At 41.3% G+C, this 26606-nt stretch carries 21 protein-coding genes; 12 read left to right on the top strand and 9 right to left on the bottom strand.

All coding sequences use genetic code 11. The features are described from left to right. The first annotated feature begins 24 nt into the window (after positions 1 to 24). Both L4D78_RS09885 and L4D78_RS09880 read left to right on the top strand, forming a co-directional pair. Entirely contained in the window at positions 25 to 924 is a 900-nt protein-coding gene (locus L4D78_RS09885; RefSeq protein ID WP_428466761.1) for a LysR family transcriptional regulator, read from the top strand. Between the two features lie 330 nt (positions 925 to 1254). Then, a complete protein-coding gene (locus L4D78_RS09880; RefSeq protein ID WP_428466760.1) occupies positions 1255 to 2244 on the top strand; it encodes a hypothetical protein in 990 nt (329 codons plus the stop codon). A gap of 410 nt (positions 2245 to 2654) precedes the next feature. Here L4D78_RS09880 and L4D78_RS09875 read toward each other — a convergent pair whose 3' ends face one another. Together L4D78_RS09875 and L4D78_RS09870 are read right to left on the bottom strand one after the other, a co-directional pair. Then, positions 2655 to 3710, bottom strand: a complete 1056-nt coding sequence (locus tag L4D78_RS09875) for a GGDEF domain-containing protein (RefSeq protein ID WP_428466759.1) — start codon at positions 3708 to 3710, stop codon at positions 2655 to 2657. A gap of 149 nt (positions 3711 to 3859) precedes the next feature. Further along, entirely contained in the window at positions 3860 to 4786 is a 927-nt protein-coding gene (locus L4D78_RS09870) for an alpha/beta fold hydrolase (RefSeq protein ID WP_428466758.1), read from the bottom strand. 244 nt (positions 4787 to 5030) lie between these two features. On the opposite strand from L4D78_RS09870, the gene galE reads away from it, so the two are divergent. Both galE and L4D78_RS09860 read left to right on the top strand, forming a co-directional pair. After that, the gene (gene galE, locus L4D78_RS09865) at positions 5031 to 6047 is read left to right on the top strand and encodes a UDP-glucose 4-epimerase GalE (protein ID WP_428466757.1); all 1017 of its coding nucleotides are present in this window, start codon (positions 5031 to 5033) and stop codon (positions 6045 to 6047) included. A 1273-nt stretch (positions 6048 to 7320) separates the two neighbouring features. Further along, entirely contained in the window at positions 7321 to 8661 is a 1341-nt protein-coding gene (locus L4D78_RS09860; protein ID WP_428466756.1) for a DEAD/DEAH box helicase, read from the top strand. A 72-nt stretch (positions 8662 to 8733) separates the two neighbouring features. Here the strand turns inward: L4D78_RS09860 and L4D78_RS09855 are convergent, their stop codons facing one another. From L4D78_RS09855 to pdhA, 3 genes are read right to left on the bottom strand one after another with little or no spacing between them, the layout of a single operon-like run. Continuing rightward, positions 8734 to 9915, bottom strand: coding sequence for a dihydrolipoamide acetyltransferase family protein (locus tag L4D78_RS09855; protein ID WP_428466755.1), 1182 nt, complete (start codon positions 9913 to 9915; stop codon positions 8734 to 8736). After that, on the bottom strand, positions 9912 to 10895 hold the full coding sequence (locus tag L4D78_RS09850) for an alpha-ketoacid dehydrogenase subunit beta (protein ID WP_428466754.1): 984 nt from the start codon (positions 10893 to 10895) through the stop codon (positions 9912 to 9914). Before L4D78_RS09850 ends, L4D78_RS09855 begins: the two co-directional genes overlap by 4 nt. After that, a complete protein-coding gene (gene pdhA, locus L4D78_RS09845; protein WP_428466753.1) occupies positions 10888 to 11976 on the bottom strand; it encodes a pyruvate dehydrogenase (acetyl-transferring) E1 component subunit alpha in 1089 nt (362 codons plus the stop codon). Before pdhA ends, L4D78_RS09850 begins: the two co-directional genes overlap by 8 nt. A 352-nt stretch (positions 11977 to 12328) precedes the next feature. Between pdhA and L4D78_RS09840 the strand changes: the two genes are divergently transcribed. From L4D78_RS09840 to L4D78_RS09830, 3 genes are all read left to right on the top strand, one after another. After that, positions 12329 to 12784 carry a hypothetical protein gene (locus L4D78_RS09840; protein ID WP_428460115.1) on the top strand — a complete coding sequence of 152 codons (456 nt, stop codon included), beginning with the start codon at positions 12329 to 12331 and terminating at the stop codon, positions 12782 to 12784. Positions 12785 to 12947: 163 nt separating this feature from the next. Then, the gene (gene trxC, locus L4D78_RS09835) at positions 12948 to 13382 is read left to right on the top strand and encodes a thioredoxin TrxC (protein ID WP_428466752.1); all 435 of its coding nucleotides are present in this window, start codon (positions 12948 to 12950) and stop codon (positions 13380 to 13382) included. A gap of 113 nt (positions 13383 to 13495) precedes the next feature. Continuing rightward, on the top strand, positions 13496 to 14410 hold the full coding sequence (locus L4D78_RS09830) for a cation diffusion facilitator family transporter (RefSeq protein WP_428466751.1): 915 nt from the start codon (positions 13496 to 13498) through the stop codon (positions 14408 to 14410). Between the two features lie 596 nt (positions 14411 to 15006). Here the strand turns inward: L4D78_RS09830 and nagZ are convergent. Further along, positions 15007 to 16011, bottom strand: a complete 1005-nt coding sequence (nagZ, locus tag L4D78_RS09825; protein ID WP_428466750.1) for a beta-N-acetylhexosaminidase — start codon at positions 16009 to 16011, stop codon at positions 15007 to 15009. A gap of 331 nt (positions 16012 to 16342) precedes the next feature. On the opposite strand from nagZ, the gene L4D78_RS09820 reads away from it, so the two are divergent. Continuing rightward, a complete protein-coding gene (locus L4D78_RS09820) occupies positions 16343 to 16825 on the top strand; it encodes a DUF1097 domain-containing protein (protein ID WP_428466749.1) in 483 nt (160 codons plus the stop codon). A gap of 106 nt (positions 16826 to 16931) precedes the next feature. Here L4D78_RS09820 and L4D78_RS09815 read toward each other — a convergent pair whose 3' ends face one another. Beyond that, the gene (locus L4D78_RS09815) at positions 16932 to 17870 is read right to left on the bottom strand and encodes a precorrin-2 dehydrogenase/sirohydrochlorin ferrochelatase family protein (protein WP_428466748.1); all 939 of its coding nucleotides are present in this window, start codon (positions 17868 to 17870) and stop codon (positions 16932 to 16934) included. A 282-nt stretch (positions 17871 to 18152) separates the two neighbouring features. Between L4D78_RS09815 and L4D78_RS09810 the strand changes: the two genes are divergently transcribed. From L4D78_RS09810 to L4D78_RS09800, 3 genes are all read left to right on the top strand, one after another. After that, positions 18153 to 19268 (top strand): efflux RND transporter periplasmic adaptor subunit, encoded by a 1116-nt coding sequence (locus L4D78_RS09810; protein WP_428466747.1) that lies wholly within the window; start codon positions 18153 to 18155, stop codon positions 19266 to 19268. Positions 19269 to 19276: 8 nt separating this feature from the next. Next, positions 19277 to 22429 carry an efflux RND transporter permease subunit gene (locus L4D78_RS09805; protein ID WP_428466746.1) on the top strand — a complete coding sequence of 1051 codons (3153 nt, stop codon included), beginning with the start codon at positions 19277 to 19279 and terminating at the stop codon, positions 22427 to 22429. A gap of 211 nt (positions 22430 to 22640) precedes the next feature. Continuing rightward, positions 22641 to 23465 carry a DUF5718 family protein gene (locus tag L4D78_RS09800; RefSeq protein WP_428466745.1) on the top strand — a complete coding sequence of 275 codons (825 nt, stop codon included), beginning with the start codon at positions 22641 to 22643 and terminating at the stop codon, positions 23463 to 23465. Positions 23466 to 23587: 122 nt separating this feature from the next. Here L4D78_RS09800 and L4D78_RS09795 read toward each other — a convergent pair whose 3' ends face one another. Next, a complete protein-coding gene (locus L4D78_RS09795) occupies positions 23588 to 24580 on the bottom strand; it encodes a lipid A deacylase LpxR family protein (RefSeq protein ID WP_428466744.1) in 993 nt (330 codons plus the stop codon). A gap of 239 nt (positions 24581 to 24819) precedes the next feature. On the opposite strand from L4D78_RS09795, the gene L4D78_RS09790 reads away from it, so the two are divergent. Continuing rightward, positions 24820 to 25674 carry a sulfurtransferase gene (locus L4D78_RS09790; RefSeq protein ID WP_428466743.1) on the top strand — a complete coding sequence of 285 codons (855 nt, stop codon included), beginning with the start codon at positions 24820 to 24822 and terminating at the stop codon, positions 25672 to 25674. 47 nt (positions 25675 to 25721) lie between these two features. Here L4D78_RS09790 and L4D78_RS09785 read toward each other — a convergent pair whose 3' ends face one another. Next, the gene (locus tag L4D78_RS09785) at positions 25722 to 26543 is read right to left on the bottom strand and encodes a phosphate ABC transporter substrate-binding protein (protein ID WP_428466742.1); all 822 of its coding nucleotides are present in this window, start codon (positions 26541 to 26543) and stop codon (positions 25722 to 25724) included. Positions 26544 to 26606 lie beyond the last annotated feature (63 nt).

Raw genomic sequence — 26606 nt, 5'->3', positions numbered from 1 at the left:
TGCATAAAATGCAAAGGTGGGTGCGTGTTAGAGTTAATTAAAGTATTTGACCAAGTCGTAGAGTCAGGCAACTTCTCACAAGCTGGAAAAGCTCTGAATATGGCTCCATCTTCTGTTGCGAGAAATATAGATAGCCTTGAAAGTAAGCTCAAAGTCTCGCTTTTTAAACGCAGTACAAGGCAGTTGATGCTGACTGAAGAGGGGCTGTATTTCTATAATCAATCAGCCAAAATTTTACAAGATAGCGAAATACTGTTAGCTGAAATGCGAGGAGAGCATGGTGTTCTAGAGGGGATCTTACGAATTTCAGTTTTTGAGAGCTTTGGTAACTTGTGTCTCACATCATTAATTCCAGAGTTTTTGGAACGGTACCCGAAAATACAAGTCGAATTAGAGTTAGATAACAACGTGGTCGATTTGAATAGTGAAAATATAGATATTGCTATCCGTATAGGTACGCCACAAGATAGTCGTCTCAAAGCTCGCCATTTACTAACGAACCATACGTCACTGGTGGCAGCCCCTTCTTACATTAAGAAGCACAACCCTATCGAAACGCCCGAAGATTTACAGCATCATAACTGCCTGCTAATTAGCCATGAAAGGCAAAGAAACTATTGGTATTTTAGGAAAGGGACAACTAACAAAAAGGTGTTAGTAAACGGAAATTTGATATCAAAAGGCGGTTCACCTCTTTTGCATGCTGCACTGAAAGGAACTGGTGTTCTTCTTTTATCTGACTGGATGTTAAAGCCATATCTGGAAAATGGACAGTTGAGTGAGTTGATACCCAATTGGACATCAATGCATAGTGAGCGAGGGAGTGGTGAAATATTTGCAATATATAAGAACAGTCAATACCCGAGGCCTCATGTCCGTGCCTTTGTTGATTTTTTAGTTGAGAAATTGAAACCAGTGAAATGAGTCCATCCACCTTAGCTCGGCTCTGCTCAAAACGTTGCCAGTGCGCTATGTAACTCACATTTGTTCATCTTGTGAGCTAGCTTTGCCTGTGCTGACTTACTATTGCCCCAAAGTTTGTTTATGGCAAATACCTTTTCATTATATTGGCTAATGCATTCGTCGAAATCACAATTGAGATGATATCGATTTTGCTCCAGAAGCACGTGTCTTACCCTAAGGTGCTGATAATTAACAGTAAGTTACAAAAAAAAACCAATGACTTAAAGTACTCTATGCGTGTATAAGCATATCATCTCGATTATATCGAATAACAATGACATGGAAGTACCTATGAAAAAATCATTAATTGCCATCACATTATTACCTATCGCTTTGACTGGTTGTTCAAGTCCCAAAGACTATGGGGAGTTGTTGGATAACAACCAATATAATTTTAACTACTCCTCTGAGCACAGTGAAGCAATGAATTTAATGATGAAGGCTTATAATATTGAGCCTGTAAGCCCTAATAATTTGGATGAATTCACAGGTGACTATCATTCTCGTCAAGCGCGTAAAAGCAATGTTACTGGTGGAGCCATTGCTGCAATGAGCTTACTTGGAGGTGCAGGTTTGGGCAGCAGTTTATTCACTGGAGCTATACACTCGCCATCAACCGACGATATGGCTAATGAAATTAGAAACCATTCAATGTTCAGGGTACTACCTGTCAGTTACAATGGTGACCTACCTAAATTAATAGAAGAAAATAGACGCTTTGTTATTGAATCTGTTGAAGAAGCTTTAGACAACTTAGGCTATGATGTAACTCATTATGTTTATGAGTCATCATTTTTTATGCCTGGGACAAGGTCATGGTTTAATGGGTATGCTGACTTGTTTGTTAGAAATGACTTACCTCAGTGCGAGGAGACCCATGAAAAAGCCAAAAATAACTATAAATACCTTTTTACTTTCGGCACTCAAAAAGATCGTAATGAACTTTATACATGCCTATTACATATTAATGATGCCTATTCTCGCCTTGTTATTAGTGAAAAAGATGGCCAACAGAACATGAACTTTGTTTGGTCAACAATCAGACCACATGAGGTTGGTGCAGCATGGCACGTTGAAGTATTTAATCAGTTAACAATGGATAGTAACACTTACCTTTATACGCCTTCGTTTTATTGGTTACGTGCACGCAATGATTGGCTAAAGGTAGATAATGATATAGGTAATAAAGCTATGCAAGATGGTGTCATAGATCTTCTTCCTAGGCTAAAAGTACTCGATGGCTCAAATGCTATCTTACCATTTTCACTTGAAGAAGCTTAAAGCTGTTAATCAACGCCTCATGAAGTCATGGGGCGATTAAAGAGATAATTCGGCTGAGTTCACATATTAAGGCTTTAGGAAGTAACGTACCTGGTTTGTATGTATCTCTTGTTTAAAGGTATTTACAATACCCTAGATAATTCTTTAAAAGCTAAATTAGCAAACGCCATGATACGAAATGTTCATCTTCGAGCCAGCCCATGTTTGGCTGACCTATTTGTTCTCCTAAAAGAGTTAGTATGAAATTGCGTTTGATACCCCATCATCAGCGATTACCATACAAAAGCTAATCCGAAAAATCAGAATGCTACATGGATCGTAACTCATAATTGTCCAGATACAAGTTAGAGCAAACTGCCAGTTCTATTTATCGCATGAAGCTAGAGCTGACAGATTGCCCCCTTTGGTTATTAACCAATCGCAATCTGATCTCGGCCCCAATTTTTTGCGCGCTGTAGGGCGCTGTCAGCTTTTATATAGTCAAGGCTAAAGTTTTGAAACTCGACTTGTGTGAGACCGATACTAACGGTAATTGAAATACTATGACCGCTTTCTAATTCTAACTGCCAGTTGTTAATTTCACTTTTCAGTTTTTGAACAAAAAGTTCAGCTTGATCAATTTCAGTGTCAGGGAGTAGAAGGCAAAACTCTTGGCTACCTATTCTTGCAATGTGATCAGAATGCCGTGTTTTTTCTTGTAAACACTTTGATAACATCATAAGGACTTGATCACCAACTTCTAGGCTGTAGCGGTCATTAATTTCTTTTAAGTTATCAATATCTATTAATACCAGTGTTAGGTCTCGAAGATAACGGTTACTACGGTACGCTTCATGTAAGTAGATAGCTTCGATACCTTTACGGTTATGCAGCGCAGTAAGAAAGTCAGTCGTTGCCGTTTTCTTTACTCTCGATATCGCTTCATTTCGGTGCTGCGCCAATAAATAGGCCATGACCAGCACCATTGCGTATGCGCTAATATTCCTTAGTGCTTCGGTGATTTGGACCTCTTTTGATATCAAATCTGCGCTACTTGCCACAATATAATATATGCCAAACAACAAGCTGTACCACCACGCGTACTGGTGTTTTAAAGCGAAGAAGCAAAGCAAAGGAATTGTTAACGCAATGGTGTGCGAAATAAGTTGGGCCGAGTTTGTATATAGGTCATATACACAAATTGCCGTGGTATAAAGGATAAATAGCCAAATTAGAGCGTAGGGGTTTACATTGCGTTTATTGGCATTAGAAAGAAAAAATGAAAGAAATGCAGCGGCAACTGCCGTAATGAAGTTTGTCGATTCAATTGAAGATTCTGATACAAAATAGGTAAAGGCAATAATTAAACTGATGAGTCCTGTTGCTGGAAATAACACTGTCAATTGATACTGAAGTGTTTCTTTGCTGAGCTCAATATAAGCACTATTGTCTGATTTAAGCTGTGAGCTTTTAATAACTATCGCCACGGTATAGGTACATCCCTGATAAAGCAAAATCCAACCAATGAGCAACTGCGTGCATTGGTTGGGTTAGCATAAGCCAGGATGAAACCCATGTCTAATTTTTCTATGAAAAATATGTAATTGGTTGATCTGTGATAAAGGTCTGTTAACTATCAACCTATATATGATTTCAGTAGTTTAGTGACGGTTTCGGGTTGCTCGTTAGTCACACCATGGCCTGTATTAGGTATGACGATGATCGCAGAGTTCATATATTGACTTAAAGAAATGCCATTTTTCAACGGGAAAATTTGATCACTGTCACCCCAAATAAGCAAGCTCGGCGGGAGTTGTGCTGGTGGGTAGTGTGATATACGGTCTCTATCAACATTAAGAGATTGTATTAAAAGTCTTTTTTCGTTTTTATATGGGGAAAAATAACTGTCGTATATCTGCTCTGCAACAAAGTCAGGCATCTTTTTAGGTTCAACGAAAACATGTTCAAAAAGTCGCCTTACTTCCTGTTGATTCTCTGGTACAAAGAGATTCTCAGGCTGATCAACGCCAGCACGAACACATAAGTCGGCTAAATCATCGTCGCTAAAAAGTGGGCCAGGGCTGGCAATAATAACCCCTTTTTTAACACGCTCTGGCTTTGTCATCATGTTATAGGTAACAAAACCACCGTATGAAATACCGGCGACATTGACTTGTTCAATGTCTAGAGCATCCAGTATTTGCCATACGGCTTCAGTTTGAGTGGTGAGGTTTGGAGTGCCTTCGCTGTATGAGTCACCAAACCAAGGTAAATCAGGGGCAATAATCTGATAATGTTGGTTTAAGGCTAACATTTCATTTTTCCAAGTTGAAATAGCGGTTCCGCCAAAACCATGAAGCAAAAGAAGCGGCTCGCCTGAACCTCCTACCCAATATTTGATTGTTCCGCCTTCTTTTAGAGGTAGGAAATGTTCTTGGTAGCCAGCGTCGCTGAGTGCATCTTTATCATGCTTAGCTTTCCAATCAACCAGTTCGCAGCCAGAAATAATCAGCGTTAACATGGCGATAATGGCATAGCGGAGTAAATAAGGTCTAAAGGTCATAAGCATAATCTTTACTTAACAAAAATGAATGACGATATTATACAGTGTTTTATTGCTGTTTCAATGCTGGAAAATCGCCATGATAAGTAAGATATTGTCTAGTTTAGAGTCATTTAGCGGTATTTATACATCTTAATTTTGTGGCTATTTTTTATTAGTGCCAAGATATGATAGTTTTAGCGCAGTAACAAATTATTGATATACAATTATTTGAGTATTAGTCAGTTAAGTTAGGGAGAGATGCATGCGTGTTCTAGTTACAGGCGGCATGGGCTACATTGGTAGCCATACATGTGTACAAATGATTGAAGCGGGTATGACGCCTGTTATTGTTGATAATTTATATAACAGTAAAGAATCAGTACTGGCCCGTATTGAAAAGTTGACTGGGGTAATGCCTGCATTTTACCAAGGTGACATTCGTGACCGTGCATTCTTAGATAAGGTGTTAGCAGAAACAAATGTTGAATCTGTTATTCATTTTGCTGGTTTAAAGGCGGTGGGTGAGTCAGTTGAAAAGCCGTTAGAGTATTATGATAACAATGTACACGGTACTTTGGTGCTAGTGGAAGCGATGCGTGCTGCTGGCGTAAATAGCCTTATCTTCAGCTCTTCTGCAACCGTATATGGCGACCCTGCGACTGTGCCTATTACCGAGGATTTCCCAACCAGTGCGACTAACCCATATGGGCGTAGCAAATTGATGGTTGAAGAATGCTTAAGCGATATTCAAAAAGCACACCCAGAAATGAGCATTACATTACTGCGTTACTTCAATCCTGTAGGTTCTCACCAGTCGGGTGAAATGGGTGAAGATCCGCAAGGTATTCCTAATAACCTGATGCCATTTATTTCTCAGGTTGCAGTTGGTCGTCGTGAGTTCTTATCTGTCTTTGGTGACGATTACCCGACGGTCGATGGAACGGGTGTTCGTGATTACATTCATGTCCTTGATTTAGCCGATGGCCACCTAGCGGCACTAAACCACAAAGGTAAAGATGCGGGTCTGCATATTTATAACCTAGGTACTGGTAACGGTTTTAGTGTATTGCAGATGGTTAAAGCATTTTCTGAGTCAGCGGGTGTTGACGTAGCGTATCAGATTGCCCCTCGTCGCCCGGGTGATATTGCAGAGTGTTGGGCTGATCCTGCTAAAGCAAAAGCTGAGCTTTATTGGGAAGCAACGCGCACTATTGAAGACATGACCACAGATACGTGGCGTTGGCAGTCGGCTAACCCAACGGGTTATCCTGACTTGTAATTACTTTTACTTAAATACAAAGGCCGCAATATTTGTATGTTGCGGCCTTTTTGCTCTCTGTTGTAATAATGGATGTAAGAGAATGATAAGTAAGGCAACAATTAGACGATTCAAGCGTGTACGACTCTTAAATAAACGCTTAGCAAGGAACAAGATTGCGTACAAATATTTCCGTGACAAGTATTTAGCCCTCGAAGGTTATCCAGAGCCTGTGACAAAGTTGAAAAGGCATCACAAAAAGCAGGTAGAACTTGCTGAGGCCGAGCTTGAGTTACTTAGCAGAGATAAGCTTATTTGTTTAATTTCAGGAGGTATGATTTCAGGGGCGGGGGTTACATTGTTTTGCGTCTCTAGCTTGAGTGTCGGGATAATAATAGCTGCGGTAATGTATTGATGGCTTTTGATAAAGCTCGACTCGTAGCGTAGCGTAGCTGGTTAAGGTTGATTGTTGGATCATAAATTCACGTTTTGCTTACCGTGTGCTAATGGGACTTTGGCTGGTTGTAGTTTTTATACCTGTTAACTGGCATGACTTTCTATACCATCAATCTCTTCCTCGATTTGAGATAAGTAAAGAAAGTAAAGTGTTTGCTAACTTTAGTTTCTTTATTCGTTGTTTATATGACTTAAGCTTCTTATAGTGTGGACTGTTGCATGCTGGTAGGGCTGCAAGGTTGACAGTTGGTTTATTAGCTTGAGTGGCAAGCTTCTTGTGATTAGAAAGTAGTTTGCTTGACTCGATAATCATCTTGTCGAGTTTTTGTTGACTGTTTAGGTCTACATCATTCACGCATTTATGACCGTGATGCAAACTTCTTAAATCTTGTAACTTAACGTGTTGTTTTATTTCGTTTTTACGAAGAACGGTATTTTGCATAATAATAATGTGATTAGTTATGGATATAAAAAAATCCTCTTACCTTGTTAATTTACAGGGTTTAACGAAGGTAAGAGGTTTACCAATAATGGTAAGTCGACAAATAGTTAATTTCACAGGGAGACTTTATTGATTCGTATTGATGTTCGGTAGGTCACTTTACGACATTTATCTGGGCTCTATTAACACAAATAAGGGCTGGCTTTGAATGTAATGAGTAGTGTTTTAGTTTTATGCCTATGAAATAAAGCTAAAAGTGTGTGATTAGCGTGTCACTAAAAAGATTTGTGCTATAATGCTCTGCTTACCAGATTTAGCTGTGTGTGATTTTCATCACAGCTTGGTAGAACTGTATTATTCTTTGCTTACTAAAAGCATTATTACCGGAGCACCATTTTGCATTTTAAAGATCTTGGATTAGACCAGCGCCTGTTAAAAAAATTAGACCATTTGGCGTTCAATAAACCAACTGAAATTCAACAAACCGCCATTCCTGTGGGAATCCTCGGTAAAGATGTGCTGGCCTCGTCAAAAACGGGCTCTGGTAAAACGCTGGCATTCTTACTGCCAGCGATGCAACGCATGTATCGTTCTAAGCCATTTACTCGCCGTGACCCACGCATTTTGGTATTAACACCTACCCGTGAATTGGCGAAGCAAGTTTTCGCTCAGCTTCGTACGTTAAACGCGGGCACGCCTTATGATGGTACATTGATTGTTGGTGGTGAAAACTTCAATGATCAAGTAAAAGCATTGAAAAATGACCCAATGTTTGTGATTGCAACGCCTGGACGTTTGGCTGATCACCTTGAGCACCGTAGTACGCACCTTGATGGTCTTGAAATGCTGATTCTCGACGAAGCAGACCGTATGCTTGATTTGGGTTTTGAACCTCAATTGCGTCGTATTCACGAAGCGGCTAACCACCGTCGTCGCCAGACATTAATGTTCTCTGCAACGTTAGATCATACAGATGTTGTAGGCATTGCTGCTGACATGCTAAATGCACCGAAGCGCCTGTCTGTTGGTCACTCAGCAGAGGAGCACACTGATATTACTCAACGCTTTATGCTGTGTGATCACCTTGATCATAAGCAAGCTTTGCTTGATAAAGTGTTAGAAACTGAAAATTACAATCAGGTTATCATTTTCACGGCTACCCGTGCAGATACAGAGCGTCTAACAAACGAACTGAATGAACGTAAACTTAAAGCTGTGGCGTTAAGCGGTGATATGAATCAAACGCAGCGTAACAGCATTATGAGTCAGTTCGAGCGTGACTGCCATAAGATTTTGGTGACGACTGATGTTGCATCGCGTGGCTTAGATATCGATAAGGTGTCTCACGTTATTAACTTCGATATGCCAAAGCATGCTGAAGAATACGTTCACCGTATTGGCCGTACAGGTCGTGCGGGTAACAAAGGTGATGCGATTTCATTGGTTGGTCCTAAAGACTGGAAGAGCTTTAAGAATGTTGAGGCGTTCTTACAGCAAGCGATTAGCTTCTCTGAATATGAAGACCTTAAAGGTAAGTTTAAAGGGCTGAAACCAGCACCTAAGAAAAAATTCGTTAAGAAGAAGCCAACAGGTAAAAAACCTGCAGCGAAGCAAGAGACAAAAGCGGCGAAGCCTAAGAAGAAGGTTGATAAGCGTTTTTACGATAATGTTGCTGTGGGTGATAACGTCTTTATGCCTAAAAAGAAAAAGCCAGTTACACCATCTGCTGAAGATTAATTTATCTTCAAATGCGGAATAAAAAATGCCAGTCACTGACTGGCATTTTTGTATTTAAAATATCGGTTCTTTCTACTGAACGGTAGCTTGCTCTAGATGTTTAACGACAATTTTGATAAACCTAGCCGCTTCCCCTCCGGTACAAGCCCTGTGATCGAAAGTCATTGATAGCGGCATGACGCTAATCTCACTTGGGATCTGTTCTCTTAATACTACTTTTTTTATTATTCTACCCGCACCTATAATAGCGACTTGTGGTGGTGTAACGACAGGCGTAGCGTAAATACCTGCTATAGCACCAAAGTTAGAAAGTGTAATCGTGGCATGCTGTAACTGCTCTCTTGCGATTTTCCGCTCTCGAATACCAGAGACTGTTTTATCAACCCATTGACGAATGCCTTTGCTGCTAAATTCGTCAGCATGTCGTAAAACGGGCACATATAGCCCATGTTGGCTGTCTACTGCAATCCCAATATTCACGGTACTGTGCAGGCACCGAGTCATGGTTTCAGCATCAAACCATGCATTTAGGGCTGGCTCTTGCTGACAAGCGGAGACGATGGCTTGTACTAAGCGGCATGTAATATCTTCACCGTCCCCCCAATGTTCTAGTACTGCCTCTTCAGTAATTGTCACAGCGGCAACATGCTTATGTGACTCAGCCATTGTGGTAACCATTGAACGCCGAGCACCTTTTAAAACCTCTGTACCTGGTAATTGTTTGTCACAGGCGTTGTACACATCACTATCGACAATAAGCCCATCAGGGCCAGAGCCTGAAATAGCACCTAGATCGACACCAAGCTTTTTAGCTAATAAGCGAGCAGAAGGCATGGCCGTTAGTTGTTCGTAGTGTTGCTGGTGGTGTTCATTGCCAATCCAAAATTCATCAACCTTAACCTGATGATTCTGCTGTGATACGTTACCAACAACAGTTGCAGCATCGGCTTTCTTTTCTGGTATTACATTGGTGTGAGAATGCTTGTTTGTCTGAACATCGATTGACCGTGACGCGGTAACAGACTCTTCAATTTCAATCAGCAAGCTACCAATGCTAATAACATCGCCTTCATTACCGTAGCGGTTTATGATTGTGCCGCTATATGGGGCAGGGACTTCTACAGTTGCTTTGGCCGTTTCTACCGTTAAAATCACTTGGTCTATTTCTACGTGATCGCCAGTATTGACATGCCATTGAATGATTTCTGATTCGGCAAGTCCTTCGCCTAAATCTGGTAAGTTGAATGATTTCATTTCCAACCCTCCACAAGTTCTTTAGCTGCTGCCACAATGTCTTCTTCTTGGATCATGAAATAGTCTTCATTGCGGTAGTAAGGCATGATGGTGTCAGTACCCGTTACACGTTTTGGTGGAGCCTTTAACAGGCACATGGCTTGCTCGGAGACGCGGGCAAGGATTTCTGCACCCACTCCGCAGGTCTGACTGGCTTCATGCACAACCAATAGACGATTTGTTTTTTCAAGCGAGGCAATAATTGATGCCATATCAATAGGCTTGATTGACGCGAGGTCAAGCACTTCAACTTCAATGCCAACCTTTGATAATGCTGACGCGGCTTGTAACGATTCCACCACGCAGGCTCCCCATGTCACCAAGGTTAAATCACGTCCTTTCCGAAGTGTAAAGCATGAATCAAGTGGTAATGCCGTACCATTATCTTCAACCTCAGACTTCACTGTTCGGTAAATACGTTTTGGTTCAAAAAACATAATAGGATCATTACTTCGGATTGAAGCCAGCAATAAGCCGTAGGCACGTTGTGGCGAGGATGGAACCACAACTTTAATCCCAGGTATATGAGCGAATAACGCTTCAATGCTTTCAGAGTGGTGCTCTGGTGCATGGATCCCACCACCAAAAGGTGCACGAAAGACGGCTGGGCAGGTTAATCTGCCCCGTGTACGATTACGAAGCCTTGCTGCGTGGCACATTAAATGCTCCATCGCGGGGAAAACAAACCCTTGGAATTGAAATTCGGCGACAGGGCGTAGACCTTGGCTTGCCATACCGACAGTGACACCGGCAATTAATGCCTCCGCCAGTGGGGAGTCGATAACACGCTTGCAGCCGTATTTTTCTTTGAGTCCAACCGTTGCACGAAATACACCGCCGTTGTCACCGACATCTTCACCCAAAACGATAACGTCAGGGTTATGAGCCATTTCATGATGCAATGCGAGGTTGACCGCTTCTAATAACGTTAATTCAGCCATTTTTATCTCCTTGCATTCGCATTGCTTTATTTATGATTAAATCGCGTTGCTTGTGGAGATCGGGGTCTAAAGATTCATACAGATAATCGAATGCAGATTCAGGTGCTTGTTGGATAAGAGACTGATATTTTTCAATTGCTTGTTCAACAACGCCTTTACAGTGAAGAAGCCACTGTTCGTCGTCATCCTCGGTCCAGTTGCCTTGTTCAATAAGGAATTGTTTGAGTCTTGATACGGGGTCAAACTGCCAAGCTTGTTGAAGTTCATCGTCACTTCTGTAACGGCTGGCATCATCTGCAGTGGTATGATCGCTTAAGCGATAACTAACTGCCTCAATTAATGTTGAGCCTTTTCCTTTGCGTGCTTTATCAAGGCTGGACAATACAGCGTCAAACATGGCGACAATATCGTTACCATCAACGGTAATGCCATTAATACCAGCCCCCTTTGCTTTATCGGCGAGCTGCTCAGCACCGCACTGAATAGATCTTGGAACTGAAATTGCCCATTGGTTGTTATTTATCACGAAGACAAGTGGAACATTCCACACCCCTGCGCAGTTCAATGATTCTAAAAAGTCACCCTTAGATGTCGCTCCATCCCCACACGTTACTAATGCCGCTTGATGCTGCCCCTGAATTTTTAAGGCTGCAGCGACACCGACAGCATGAGTACACTGAGTCGCAATAGGTACGCAAAATGGCAGGTCTCGACAATGGTGGTCATCCGGTGAGAAATCGCTGCCTCTTTCGTCACCTCCCCAGTATTGTAAATTTTTCTCCATGCCTATACCACGAGCCCACAATGCGGGCAGATCGCGATAATAAGGAATAAAAACATCAGTCGGTTTCAGAGCTCGACCGATTGCAATCCCAATGGCCTCAGATCCTAAATGGGAGGGGTAGGTACCGAGTTTTCCTGTACGTTGAAGAGCAACGGCTTTGTAGTCGTAAGTTCGGGTAAGCACCATGTCACAATAAAACCCCTTCAGAATTGAAATGTCAGCCCAATCAGGAAGTGGTTTTACAAGCTTACCGTGATGATCGATGAAGCGATGCATAGGCATAGCCTGAACATTCATCTTAAGCTCCTTCTGTTGCTGCCTCTAAAGAGGCGGACAGCAAATAATGTGCGAACGTATCAGCCTGTATGTGGTTATCGAACATTAAGGGACGAGTGCAGTACGTTCAATAGTATTAAGTGTAATCAAAATGTTAACCTTCGCTTACGGTAGTAATATAACTAACAGTAAAGAATTCGGTACACTTTATGGTCTAGGGGCAAAGGTGCGACCTTGTATTACTGTTAAGAAATGAAAGCAGTTAAGCTGCCTATGGCGAGTGATTGGCACATACTTCTACTTAGTCACCTCATGTGTATCAGAAAATAGATCACAGAAGTGTTCCAATAAAAACTAAAACAGTGGGTGCGCTATGAAACGGTATGGTTGCATGGTCTTTATGTTTGTTATTGCTTCCTGTACATCTCAAGAAAGTGTCAGTAATGCTGGAAATCAAAAAAGTATGTACATTAATGATGAATGCTATGACTCGTCGACGTATTCATTCTCTGATACTTTTAATTCGTTTATGGTAGAACGGCAGGAAGAGTTGAAGATTTTACGTTCAGAGTTAAGTGAAGAAAATTATGAGCAATTAGATTATGCCCTCAAGCACTTCGAGAACTATTGGCAAAAGCTAACTAATGAACGTAATTCCGCATGTGAACAGCATGCAAGCTGTCAATATATTTGGCTCAAAACGCCATCATTGCAGGCATCGAATGATTTTTGTGAAGGTGCGAATTTTGAATACAGCGTGAGTCGAGCTAAAATAATTAACTTTTTTAATGATATTGAACGGTTACAGTTAGAAAAAACTGTACCATAGTGATATTTATCTCGCTTGGTATATAGGGTAGTACGTACTAGATACTGGCTTGTTGTCTTGATACCTTCTTTGTTATGATGCGCGGCTTTCATGCTTCTTATTGTTGTGGAAGTGTAAGAGAAACCTATGGTTTTCTCATTATTTTATTTAGGCGCGTATTGCTATGAAAACCCTTTCAATCCAATGTCCTCATTGTAAAAAAGAGGTATTAGTTACGTCTAATGCTCTCTCGAATACGGTATCGTGCGAGTATTGCCGTAAACCTCTCCTTGATGGTAAACCAGTAGAAGCTGATAGCTCTAATTTTGAAAAAATCATTCAATCGCCAGTACCTGTGGTAGTCATTTTTTGGGGTGATAACTGCGCACCTTGTAAAACATTTAAGCCAATTGTTGACAAAGTTGCTGCGGAAAAAACAAACAAAGTGCGCTTTGTTCGTGTGAATATCAATAAAAATAAAGCATTGGTTTCACGATATCGTATTCGTGGTGTACCGACGATTATTGCGTTTAAAAAAGGTCGTCAGCAAGCAGTGTTGAATACTGCTTTACGTAAGAAAGAGTTTTCTGCTTGGTTAGATGATTCTTTAACATCTTGAATACACAATGCTAACTGTGCTAGTACTATAGGTAGAAAGACAAAAGGCTAACCTGCTAAGGGAGGTTAGTGAATTTTACCTAATAGGGGTCACCCCCAAATAAGGAGGATTTTATGGCTACTTGCCGTAAAATTAGTAAGGAACGTTTAGCACTTAAATTATCTTTAGCCGGTACCGTGTTGCTTACAAGCTTAGGGGTCGGCTATGGGTTATATGTTGGTTCAAATGCCATTTTACTTGACGGTTTATTCTCATTACTTAGCATGGGAATGACTGGTTTAAGCTTGTATACCGCCTACCTAGTTTCAAAACCTGACGATAAACACTTCCAGTTTGGCTATGCCCACATTGAACCACTGATCAATGTTGTTAATGGCTTGCTCATTTTAATTACGTGTATTTTTGCCTTTATCAGCGGTGTAAAAGCCATGCTTAATGGTGGCCATGAGATTGTAATCGAGCATGCTATGGTATATGCCGTTTTGTCGACATTTTGCAGCTTTTCGATTTACTTTACTGAAACATATATTGCAAAAAGCGAGCAATCGGAGCTAGTCAGGGTTGATTCACAAGAATGGCTAATAGATGGTATTCTCAGCGCAGCTATTTTAGTTGGTTTTGTGATAGTGATGATTTTGGATCATTACGGTTACTCGCAGTGGAATAGCTATATCGATCCTATTTTGGTATCAACACTTGCATTGGCCGCCGTCGCGTTACCTATTTCAGTATTACGCCGTAATCTTCGTGAAGTATTACTCGTGGCACCAAATGATAGTGTTCAGAAAAAAGTGGATAGGGTGATTGCTAAAATATCAAAGCAGTATCACTTCGATGGTTATACCCACCATTTTGCTAAAACAGGGCGTCAGTATGATTTAGAGGTCAATATCTTAGTAAAAGATGGGGAGTTTTGGACAACGAAGCGTCAGGATCAAATTCGTGGACTACTATGGGATTCGTTAGCTGACGAGCTTGGTGATACATGGCTTTCGGTAACATTTACTGGTCAGGAGAAGTGGCTGTAATGGCCATATACCTAAGATACTGCACTATTTCATTATAGGTACTAGAATTAATTAAATGTAAGGTCATTTCTAGGATTAACTGTAAGAAATTTGCTGTTCACTTGCATTTTTTAGTGGAATACTTTTTTTATCACATTTTAGTAACTTTTTAGTGCAAATAAAGTACAGTTAGGTTATCTTATGCCGCATCCAATAACTGTTTCAAATTGTGACTGGTTGTTGGTTTTTATTTAGGTCATACATCTTGTTTGATTTTTAAATAAAGTTCAGTTAATCAGTGTCTTATAGGTATTTGGATATGGAAACGTTACTCGTTATTGCTTTCATTGTCGGCGCGGTGTTTGTTATTTTTAAAGAAAAGAAATGCTGTAAAGATATTGATTATTCACGAGATTCTTTATAACAATGGCGCTACTAGGGCTTTTGTTTTAAAGTGATATTCCGAGAAGCCAAAGAAATAGACAGTAATGTCGATTTCTTTGGCTTTTTTACGCTTACTGCTTGGCTTTATCGCCGAACAAACAAATCTAGGCTTTTATTGTTACTTCTGCTGTAAATCATGATTTTGAGTAAGAATGCCAGCTGATGTGTAATAACTAAGCTTTTTGTTCTTGCCATTCATTATGAAGTCGAGATATACGCTGTTCTGTTTCTTGCCATTTACGTGTATTGATCAAATCGTTATATTCGCCTGTTACAGCTTTACATAGCGTATTTAGTTGTGAAACTTGTGTTTGAGGCAATCCATCAAGTGCTTGAATTGCACCTACTCGGTTGTTACATAGCATAACCATATCACAGCCAGCTTGCTGGGCGGCAATAGCTCTTTGACTATAACTGCCTAAAACGTCTGCCCCTTTCATGTTTAAATCGTCTGAGAAAATAACCCCTTTAAAGCTTAAATCTTGTCGAAGGACGCGCTTTAACCAATACTCTGAGCCACTTGCTGGTAAGTCGTCATAATTATCGAAAATGACGTGCGCTGGCATCATTGCATCAAGTAAGTTTTGTTCAATGAGTGACTTAAACACGAACATGTCGTGTTCTTTTATATTATCTCTTGGATCAACGGGGGTTTCGAGGTGCGAATCAGCAATGACACCACCATGGCCGGGAAAGTGTTTCCCCGTTGTAGCCATACCTGCTTGTTTCATTCCTTTGATAAACTCACTGGCGTAGGTAACCACATCTTGTGGGTTATCTGAAAATGCGCGATCACCAATTGCTTTGCAGTCAAAACCGAGATCGAGAACGGGGGCAAGACTAAGATCAATATCCATGGCTAATAATTCTGCTGCCATTAACCAACCACCATCATGGGCAAGTTCAACCCCGTTTTTTTGGCTAGCAAAAGCTTTAGCAGGAGGGAGTAGGGTGAAATCATTACGAAAACGCTGAACTCGACCACCTTCTTGATCGACAGCGATAAGAAAAGGACGTTTAGCCGTTTTTCGTATTTCTTTTGTTAACGCCCTAAGTTGTTTGCGATCATGATAATTACGGGCAAAGAATATGATCCCTCCCACTGTTGGATGTTGAATAATTTCACGATCTTCTGCATCAAGTTCATAACCGGAAATATCGAGCATTAAAGGACCCATGAATTCTCCTTGGGATACGGTCATTTAGTTATGTCTAGTATACCTAAGTTGCTTTCATAAGTTTGTTTAAAGGATGTTCTCTTCATTTATTTAGGAATGATGATTTACATTGTTTCTATAGGGAAACTTGGTGTTGATTTTTTTGAAATAAAATATAGCTGTTAACTTTGTTATAGTGTTGCAATAAAGTTTTAAACTGAGCTTTATGTGATCTTGATCTGTATTTAAGGTTTAGGGTTGCAGTTCATGCATTGCGAATGTGATCATGATCTTGAAAATATTTTAATTATTCAATTACACTGTTTCCATTGAGATAGAACGAGAAGATATCATGTCTGTATTAGTTGCAATCGCCATTACCACTGGCATTCTTTCAGGTATTTGGGGCTGGGTTGCTGTTTCTTTAGGCTTGCTGAGTTGGGCTGGGTTTCTTGGTTGTACAACGTATTTTGCTTCTCCCAAAGACGGCTTAAAGGGGGTTGGGCTGAGTATTGCTACGAATTTAAGCGGTGTGTTTTGGGCCATGCTTATTATAAAGCTGTCGACATTAGTCGGCATTGATATTATAGGTTATGTTGTTACCGCTATTATTGCTTTCTTTATGTGTGTGCAGGCAAAGCAATCTTGGCTAAACTTCATTCCGGGTACGTTCATCGGCTCTTGTGCCACATTTGCTTCAAATGGTGACTGGCAGCTGGTAATTCCGTCACTGGTATTGGGCGTTGTATTCGGCTATATCATGAAGTCATCTGGATTATGGCTACAACAAAAACTGTCAAAGCCTGAAGCGCCTTGCTTCGCGACAGAGCAATAGATCTAATATCCAAAGCAACGAAAAGAAAAAAGCCGCGTTTGTCGCGGCTTTTTGCATTTTTGCTTAATGAGCGTGATAAGGCTTGTGGTTTGTTCACAATCGATGGTTATAGGCAAGGTACATACTGAACATTGCGCTGCGGAATGTTGAAAGGTGCTAATACAGCTTCAGAATGTTGTTTATTTGCCAAAAGGCAAACTCGCAAGCCTTCTTGTAGGTATTTTTGTACTTGAGCTTGTAAATTATTAGTATTGTAATCGGTGCGATCTGCATCTCGACGACACAGGTCAACGAAAATATCGTCATTTCCTTCAGGATATAATACAAACTCTGCTTGCTGCATTAAACGCAGCGCCTTCAAGCTGAGTAACTCTGGATCATCGCCTGTTTCAATTAAATACAACCCGCCGAGTTGTTGCTCAGACTCTTGCAGTAAAGAGGTAAATACGCGTTCCAGAGATTCTTCATCTTGTGCTACTTCAACGGCCGGATGACGGAAGAACAGCTCCCAGAACTTCCTACGTTCATCGACTGTATTATAATGCTGCTTTATACGGTTACGTTGCGCTCCTGCATAGCGAGCAAGCAAACTTAAATTTTGCGGTAGCTGAGTCTCGAGTTTTTCTCTTAGATACCGAACTAAAACAGGTGATGCGCCGCCACTCGATATCGCAACTTGAATTGGGCTGCGATCTATCATCGACGGGGTGATAAAGTGACAGTGGTTTGGGTCATCAACGACATTTGTCCATATACCTAGAGCTTCTGCATCGCTAAATACTTGATGATTGAGTGAAGGGTCATCAGTTGTTGCCCATACTTGGTGCGCTTTATTGATATCAGTAGAGTTATATTTTTTGTTTACCCATTGAATAACGCCATTCTTATCTAGTTTGGATAGGTGAGGGTGAATCATAGGCGAAATAACGGTTATGTCCGCATTTGATTTTAGTAAAAGGTCGATTTTTCTACATGCGACCTCTCCACCGCCGATAACTACTACTTTTCTATTCTTTAGTGACAAGAAAACGGGGAAATAGTCCATTTGTTTATACTTCCTGTGAATATCATTGTTGATACAAGCTTCTGACTTGTAAGGGCTTGTAGAAGCAATTATTATGCATTATACAAAAAACATAACCGGGAAACATTTAAACATATTAGACACGGTTGCGTTGAGTATTTATTTTCAGCGGCACACTGTTCAGCTTGTATTAAAGGCTTAGTGTTAGTTTTGTCACACTACAAAAATTCTTGAATTATTTTACTTTTTTGGTTTTTGCGTTAGCAATTTCTAGTTATATACATATTACATATGGTCGGCGAAATGAATAAAAAACTTATGATTGCAACACTGATAAGCTCTAGTTTGCTTGTTGGTTGTGGCGATAAGTTATCTGGACAATCTGCACCAATGAACCCATTGGTCGCTGCTCAACCAGTAACCGTTATTGATTACCAGCAAGGAAAGCAATTTGTTGGTCGAACTGAAGCGATGGAAGATGTTGCAATTGCAGCACAAGTTTCAGGTTACCTAAAGTCACGTTCATTTCAAGAAGGTGAGATGGTTGAGAAGGGACAACTACTCTTTGAAATTGAGCCTGCAGCTTATGAAGCGCGTGTAGCAAGCGCTCGAGCTTCAATTTCTCAGGCAGACGCCTCTCTTAAACGTGCTAATTTAGATTGGAAGCGTGGTGAAAGGCTGCTACCTAAAGGTAGTATTAGCCAGTCTGAGTACGATCGCCTTACTGCTGAAAAACTAAATGCAGAAGCTCAATTAAAATCAGCGAAAGCGCAGCTTAAGTCTGCAGAGATTGACTTGTCTTTCACCAAAATTGTTGCGCCATTTACTGGTCGTGTGAGTGATAGCAAGGTAAGTATTGGTGATTTGGTCTCTCCAAGCACTGGTATTTTGACTTCACTTGTTAGCCTAGACCCGATGCAAACGTCATTTAACGTCAGTGAGCGACAACGCCTTGATTTAGGTATCGACACCTTAGATGGTGCAGGTAGCGGTGATAATGGTGTTGAAGTGGTATTAACGTTAACGAACGGCAAAGAATATCAACACCTAGGTGAAGTCGATTTCATTGGTAACCGTATTGATCTGAATACAGGTACTATCGCTATGCGTGCTAGTTTCCCTAATCCAGAAAAAGCGTTGCTACCAGGACAACATGTTCAAGTGTTCTTGCGTGAGAAAGAACCTGTTCAACGTATTGTTATTCCGCGTCGTGCTGTACAAAGTGATCTAGAAGGTGATTTTGTGATGGTACTTGTTGAAGATAACATTGCTGAACGACGCAATGTTGTTCTAGGTCCACAAACAGAGTTTGGTATCATCATTTCTGAAGGTATTGAGCAAGATGATGTGGTGTTAACGAAGGGTCTGCAGCGTGTTCGTAACGGTGTAACAGTTCGACTTGAAGACACAGAGGCGTAAGTAACTAGATGCTAAGCCGCTTTTTTATCCAGCGCCCAAAATTTGCGCTGGTTATCTCAATTATTCTAACGCTGGCTGGGGCTATTGCTGTCCTTAATTTGCCAGTAGCAGAATATCCGAAAATTAGTCCGCCATCAGTTGGTGTAACTGCTTTTTACTCTGGTGCAAGTGCTGAGGTTGTCGAAGAGGCAATCGCTGACCCTATTGAAGCATCGGTGAACGGCGTAGAAAACATGATTTACATGTCTTCTAAAAGTGCAAACGATGGTTCATATAGCCTAAACGTTACTTTTGATATTGGTACTGATCCAGATATGGCTCAGGTTAATGTTCAAAACCGTGTATCCCAAATTGAATCGAAGCTACCCGCTGAAGTTCGTATGGTTGGTGTAACGGTTAAGAAACGTTCTCCTGACTTATTGATGGTATTGAACTTCTATTCTCCTGATGGGCAGTATGATGACCAGTTCCTGATTAACTACATTAATTTAAATGTAAAAGATCAGCTAGCTCGCGTAACTGGTATCAGTGAAGTTAATGTTATCGGTGGTGGCGAATACGCAATGCGTGTTTGGCTTAACCCTGAAAAGATGGCTAACCTTGGCTTAACGACATCTGACGTGAATGCCGCACTTGCTGAGCAGAACGTGCAGGTTGCCGCGGGTCAAGTTGGTGCTCCTCCATTTAACAATGCACAAGAAGTACAGTTTAACCTTGTTACGAAAGGGCGTTTAGAAACAGCTGAAGAATTTGAAAACGTTATTTTACGTGCAAATACTGACGGCTCAGTTGTTTTCTTAAAAGATGTTGCTCGTGTAGAACTGGGTAAGAAGTTCTATAGCGGTAACGGTATGTTCCGTGGCCAACCAGCTTCTATCGTTGCACTAAACCTCCAGTCTGATGCGAATGCATTGGAAAGTGGCAAGGCGGTGATGGATTTGCTTGATCGTATGAGTGCTGATTTCCCCGATGGGATGGAGTACGAAACAAGTTACGATACAACATTGTTCGTTGCTGAGTCGATTAAGGGCGTTGTTATTACATTGATCCAGGCTATTCTGCTGGTAATCGCTGTAACTTATATGTTTTTGGGTAGTGTGCGTTCAACGCTGATCCCGGTTGTTGCTATTCCTGTTTCGTTAATTGGTACTTTTGCCATCATGTTGGCGGCAGGGTTTACCATTAATACAGTTACGCTGTTCGGTTTGATTCTGGCCATCGGTATCGTGGTAGATGATGCGATACTAGTTATCGAGCAAGTTGATACCAACATGAAGCGTGACCCAAGTCTGACACCTCGCCAAGCAACTTTGATTGCGATGAAAGAGGTATCAGGGCCGATTGTTACTTCTACCATGGTACTGTTAGCGGTATTTATACCCGTTGCAATGCTGCCGGGTATTACCGGTATCATGTATCGTCAATTCGCGCTAACAATTTGTATTTCGGTTGTTATCTCGTCGATAAACGCGCTAACGCTATCTCCGGCTTTATGTACTCTTGTACTTAAGCAAGGTGGCGGAAATGTAACGCGTTGGTTTGGTGTATTTAACCGCGGTCTTGATAAAGTCACCTTAAAGTATGGTTCTATTGCGGGCTTCCTTGTTCGTAAATCAGCCATTCTGGTGGCATTCTTCATTCTTGCGGTTGGCTCTGTAACTTATTTAGCAAAAACTACTTCAACGGCATTTGTTCCAACGGAAGATAAAGGTATTTTGCTCGTTAACGTTCAGTTGCCAGATTCTGCCTCGTTATCTCGTACTGAAGAGACTACGATTAAGCTTCAGGATATTCTTGCTGAAGAACCGGGAATTGAAGGTATTACCGTAGCAAATGGTTATGCGTTCTTAACGGGTGCAGCGGCTTCTAACGGCGCCTCTCTTTTTATTAAGCTAAAAGATTGGGATGAGCGAAATGCAATGGATGGAGATCACTCCTCTTTTGCTATTTCAAACCGTGTAAATGGCCGTGCTGCAATGGAATTGCCTGAGGCGATTGTATTTGCGATGGGTGCACCAGCGGTGCCAGGTATGGGGGCAGCTGATGGTTTTGAGTTTGTACTAGAAGATACCTTAGGTCGCAGCCGAACCGATTTGGCTACTGTTATGGGTGAAATGATTCAGGCTGCCAATCAGCAACCTGAAATTGCGTTCACTTTCAGTACATTCCGCGCGAATGTGCCGCATTTCTATATTGATGTTGACCGCGTTAAAGCAAAGCAACTGGGTATTCCTCTAACAGAGATTTTCCAAACGCTACAGGGTAACTTAGGTTCCATGTACGTGAACGACTTTACTCTGTACGGCAAAAACTTCCGTGTAACGGTTCAGGCCGATAGTGATTATCGTGATAACTTGGATGCACTAGAACGATTCCATGTACGTTCCGCTTCTGGTGATATGATCCCACTAAGTACGCTAACAAAGGTAGAGCAAGTATTTGAACCTGATGTTGCATGGCGTTATAACATGTACCGTGCTGCGGTTATTCAGGGTAATCCTGCTCCTGGCTACTCAAGTGGTGATGCAATTGCAGCCATGGAACGTGTAGCTGCTGAAGTACTACCTCAAGGCTATCAGTATGAGTGGACGGGTATGGCTTACCAAGAAGTTAAAGCGGGTAACCAAGCAATCTATGCATTTGCTTTGGCGCTGATCTTCATCTATCTGTTCATGGTTGCTCAGTATGAAAGCTGGAGTATCCCGCTGGCTATCATCTTGGTTGTACCGGTGGCAACGCTAGGGTCGTTCTTAGCACTTGCGATTACAGGTACACCATTGAACCTATACGCACAGATTGGTTTGGTACTACTTATTGCACTTGCTGCGAAGAATGCGATCTTGATTGTTGAATTTGCGAAGATTGAACGTGAAGAGAAAGAGCTTGATATTGAGAAAGCTGCTGTCCGCGGTGGTAAATTACGTTTCCGTGCAGTAAACATGACTTCTTGGTCGTTTATCTTAGGTATCTTACCTTTGATCTTCGCATCAGGCGCTGGCCATATCAGCCAAAACTCGTTGGGTATTTCACTAACAGGTGGTCTGCTCTGCGTATTGTTGGCAGGCACATGTTTGATCCCTGGCTTCTTCGCGTTAGTTCAGCGTCGTCGTGAAAAATTCCACGGTGGTTCAACTAAGCTCATCCCATTAGATGATGAATAAGTTAGATTTAAACTAAAATAGAAAAGCTCCCGACGGGAGCTTTTTTTTTGCAGCTGAGTTTTAAATATTCTAAATAGCGGGGTAGTGGACTCATTATTTTTGTTGCTCTGGCACACAAAAAACAATCTATTTGATCTAGAGTGATCAAACACTTATAGGGTTTGATATACAATAAAGGCTTACTAAATTAAGTCGTATAGTGAGTCACGTAATGAACTATGAAAATATGATTGGCTTTGGTGTTGCTGGTAACTTTGCTGGTCACCTTGAGCAAGCAGGCGAAGCGAAAGATTTCCTTGCCGTTGAAGTACAGGAAGCTGTGCAACCTAAAGCTATTTTCCCTTTTTATATTCCTTCAGAAAAAGCAGGTTTCCTTTCCACGTTTCCACTATCAACCGATACGATCATTCCACCAAATGATGCTGATAACCTTCAAATTGAACCAGAAGTTGCGTTAATCTGTGATATTCAATACGAAGGTAAGCGTGTTGTTTCAATCACACCACGCCAGTTTGCAGCTTACAATGATTGCTCTATTCGTAAGCCGAATGCAAAAAAAATCAGTGAAAAGAAAAATTGGGGACCTAAAACGAAAGGTATTTCTTCTCAATTGATTGCATTAGATGCCTTAACTCAAGGTGGTACATTAGATCGCTTTAGGATTGCTAGTTTTCATAAGCGTGATGACCATGTCGTTCGATACGGTGAAGATAGCCCTGTGATTGGCTATAGTTATTTTCATGAAAAACTCTTGGATTGGATTGTTGACCGAATGAACAATCAGCAAGATGTTGGGCCAACAGAAGATATTGCGGTACATCTAGCTAACGCGAATTATCCGGCACAAACTGTTATCAGTATTGGTGCGACACGTTATACCGAGTATGGAGAAACAACATTCCTAAAATCGGGGGATGTAAGCATGGTTGTGGTGTATGACGGTGAGTTATACAAACCTGAGCAGATCGTTGAGATGGCAAATGAGCAAGAGTTTGCCCAAGATGGCATTTCTGCTTTGATTCAAAACGTCGTTTAGCGTTAAACGAAATAACAGTCGTTATTAATAAAAAAGGCACTGGTTTCAATCAGTGCCTTGATAACAACAATTTTTCCTACGTAATACTTAGATCAATTACTTATCCAGATTGGTATTATTCGCTACAAGCGCCAGAACAATTCCAGTGAGCCGACTGAATTTGAACCGTGTGGGTCCTCTTCAAATTCTGGGGTACTTGTTGCAAAACTTAAACTGATGCCCCATTTAGGTTGATAATATACACCACCCAAAACAGCTGTTGCTTGCCAATTTTCAACGGTTGTATCCGGTACGCCATCTGGTCGATCACCATCAATGGTAATATCATTAAAGCGGTATCGTCCTTCTATACCTGTAAATAAGAAATAGCCAGAAGCGCTGGTAGACAACACACTAATATCGACGAACTTACCAGGGGTAAAGCCTGTTGTACCAAAGTTGCCTGAAAGGCTATTACCCCAGCGGAAAGCACCACCAACAGCAACCTCACTCTGATAGTTACCAACATTTATGCGCCCAATTCCACTAACGTCATATTCATCCATTAGAAATGCACGTTGACGAGTGACTAACCGGTGACCTTCATAGCCAAGGTTAAAAACGACTTGATTGTCTATTTGGTAGTCCCAGCCCATAGGTTCGTCTGAACCGACGATGCTATGAATGAACTTTTGACTCTTTTCTGCCATTGCATTCGGACCGACTAAACCGATCATAACACTGTATTTATCTGCAATAGATGGAGAATACTGATAAATACCTGTCTCAAAGAATAGCAATCCAGCATAGGGGCGCTCATCTGCAAGGGGTTCAGTCGCTTCGATGTCTTCAGGCGTCCACATTTGTTGACCAAATCGGAAATTCCATCCTTTTTGCGTACTGCTTGAAAAGGGTAATACTGATGCGATTTGCTTAATTGGGGTAGGGCCTAACACATCAAGCATTGGGGTTGCCGCAGAGTTAAATTCTAAGAATATGCCGTTAGTGTAATTTTGGTCTGTACCAACAATGCCATCATTATCCATGGTAAAAGAAATGCTGCCCGCGTTGTAGGCAAGTGATACAGGAGATACGAGAGACATGCATACAACGAATGCAGTCGAAATTTGCTTCATTTACAATCCTTTGATACAACATGTAGGATGAAAAGCCAATCTTTAGGCATAACTATCAATTGCGTTAAGTGCTGAAAAGAAAAGCTTAACGTAATCGAAACTAACATCATAATGCGTAGTGAAACGGGTTTAACCAATATATCCATCATATCTAAATGACAGGAATCATCGCTAGTGATATTGCGAAATTAAACGTAAAAGTTTGTGATGATCGTTTAAACAAAACGTAAGGAATCAGAATGTCGGAAATTCAACTGCCATCTCCACTTGTTTCAGCGTCGTGGCTCGCTGAAAATATCAATCACCCGGACCTTGCTGTGCTGGATGCAAGTTGGTTTTTACCAAACTCACCAAGAGATGCACAAGCAGAGTGGCAAGAAAAGCGTTTACCGAAGGCGCGCTTTTTTGATTTTGATAAGAAGATTGCCGATCCTGATTCTGAATTACCACACATGCTGCCTTCTGAAGCATTATTTGCTCAGTCTGTTGCAGCGCTGGGTGTTAGCTCAAAGAATACAGTTGTTGTCTATGACTCACACGGCATTTTTTCATCTCCCCGAGCGTGGTGGATGTTCAGAGCGATGGGACATAATAATGTAGCTGTGCTCGATGGTGGTTTACCGGCTTGGTTAGCGGCAGGCTTTGAACTCGAGACGGGTGAACCTGCAGAGATTGATGCGGGTGAATTTAGTGCAACATTACAACCGAACTGGGTCATTGATGCTGATTCTTTGAATGCACACTTAGAAACATCGGGTACGCAAGTGTTTGACGCTCGACCAGCTGCTCGATTTTATGGCACGCAGCCAGAACCTCGACAAGGTGTCAGAAGTGGGCACATGCCAGGGGCGAAAAGCTTACCTTTCAGTCAGTTAGTTTCACTTTCTGACGGATGTTTTCTGCCAATAGAGCAAATATCGCAACGATTTGATGCGCTAAGTGATGTTAATGAGCAGCATATTTTTAGCTGTGGCTCTGGCGTTACCGCATGTATCCTTGCTCTTGCTGCAGAATTGACGGGACGAAAAAACCTGACGGTCTATGATGGTTCGTGGACAGAGTGGGGGCAAAAGTTAAAATACCCAGTGGTATAACAAGCCTAAATAAAGGCATAGTTAACACTATGCCTTTTAAATTAAAACTATTGAATCGCCGGAATATAACCGCGTTCTTCAATAATGTTTTGGCCTGATGTCGACATGACATAATCGAGAAATTCTTTAGCTGAATCTTTTAATTTCTTTTCTTTATATAGCATTAAGAAAGGGCGGGAAATTTTATATTTACCTGATTCTAGATTTTCAAGGGTTGGAGATACACCGTTAAAAGAAAGTGCTTTTACAGAGTCATCGATAGAGCCTAGCGAAACATAACCAATCGCATGCTTATTTCGTGAAACTAAACTTTTTACAGTTCCGTTTGTATTAACGACTAGCACTTGCGGGTTAATATCAGAAACTGTTTTATCTTTAATTTGTTGGGTTAACCCCATGTAGTCTTCGAATGAAAAGCGCGAACCTGATGCATTTTCACGACTAACAACGGCCATCTTTAAATCTGGGCCACCAACGTCTTTCCAGTTATTTATTTCACCGTGATAAATTTTAGAGACTTGCTCTTTAGTTAGATTATCGACAGGATTATCTTTACTAACAACAAGTGCGATCCCATCGTGGGCAATCGTAACAGTCTGCACATCAGGTTTAATTTCTTCGACTTTTAAGTAACGTGAACTCATGCCTACGTCCGCGACATCACGTTTTACGGCTGCAATACCAGCTGATGAGCCAATACCTTGAACGGCGATAAGGGTGTTGTTGTGCTCTGTAGAGTAGGTTTCTGCCAATATTTCCACAACATGGCTAACAGATGTTGAGCCAGTAACTGTTACGGTTTCTTTTGCTTGAACGCCAAATGATAATGTCGCAATGAGTGCGCATAAGGTAGTCCTGGTTAACATCATAGATCTCCAAATAAACCAGAAAAATAACGCGTCATTTTATGACTATTATATTACAGTATTGTG

The sequence above is a fragment of the Photobacterium minamisatsumaniensis genome (genome assembly GCF_050336695.1).
GTDB lineage: Bacteria > Pseudomonadota > Gammaproteobacteria > Enterobacterales > Vibrionaceae > Photobacterium > Photobacterium minamisatsumaniensis.
This window is presented reverse-complemented; position numbering and strand designations above follow the sequence as displayed.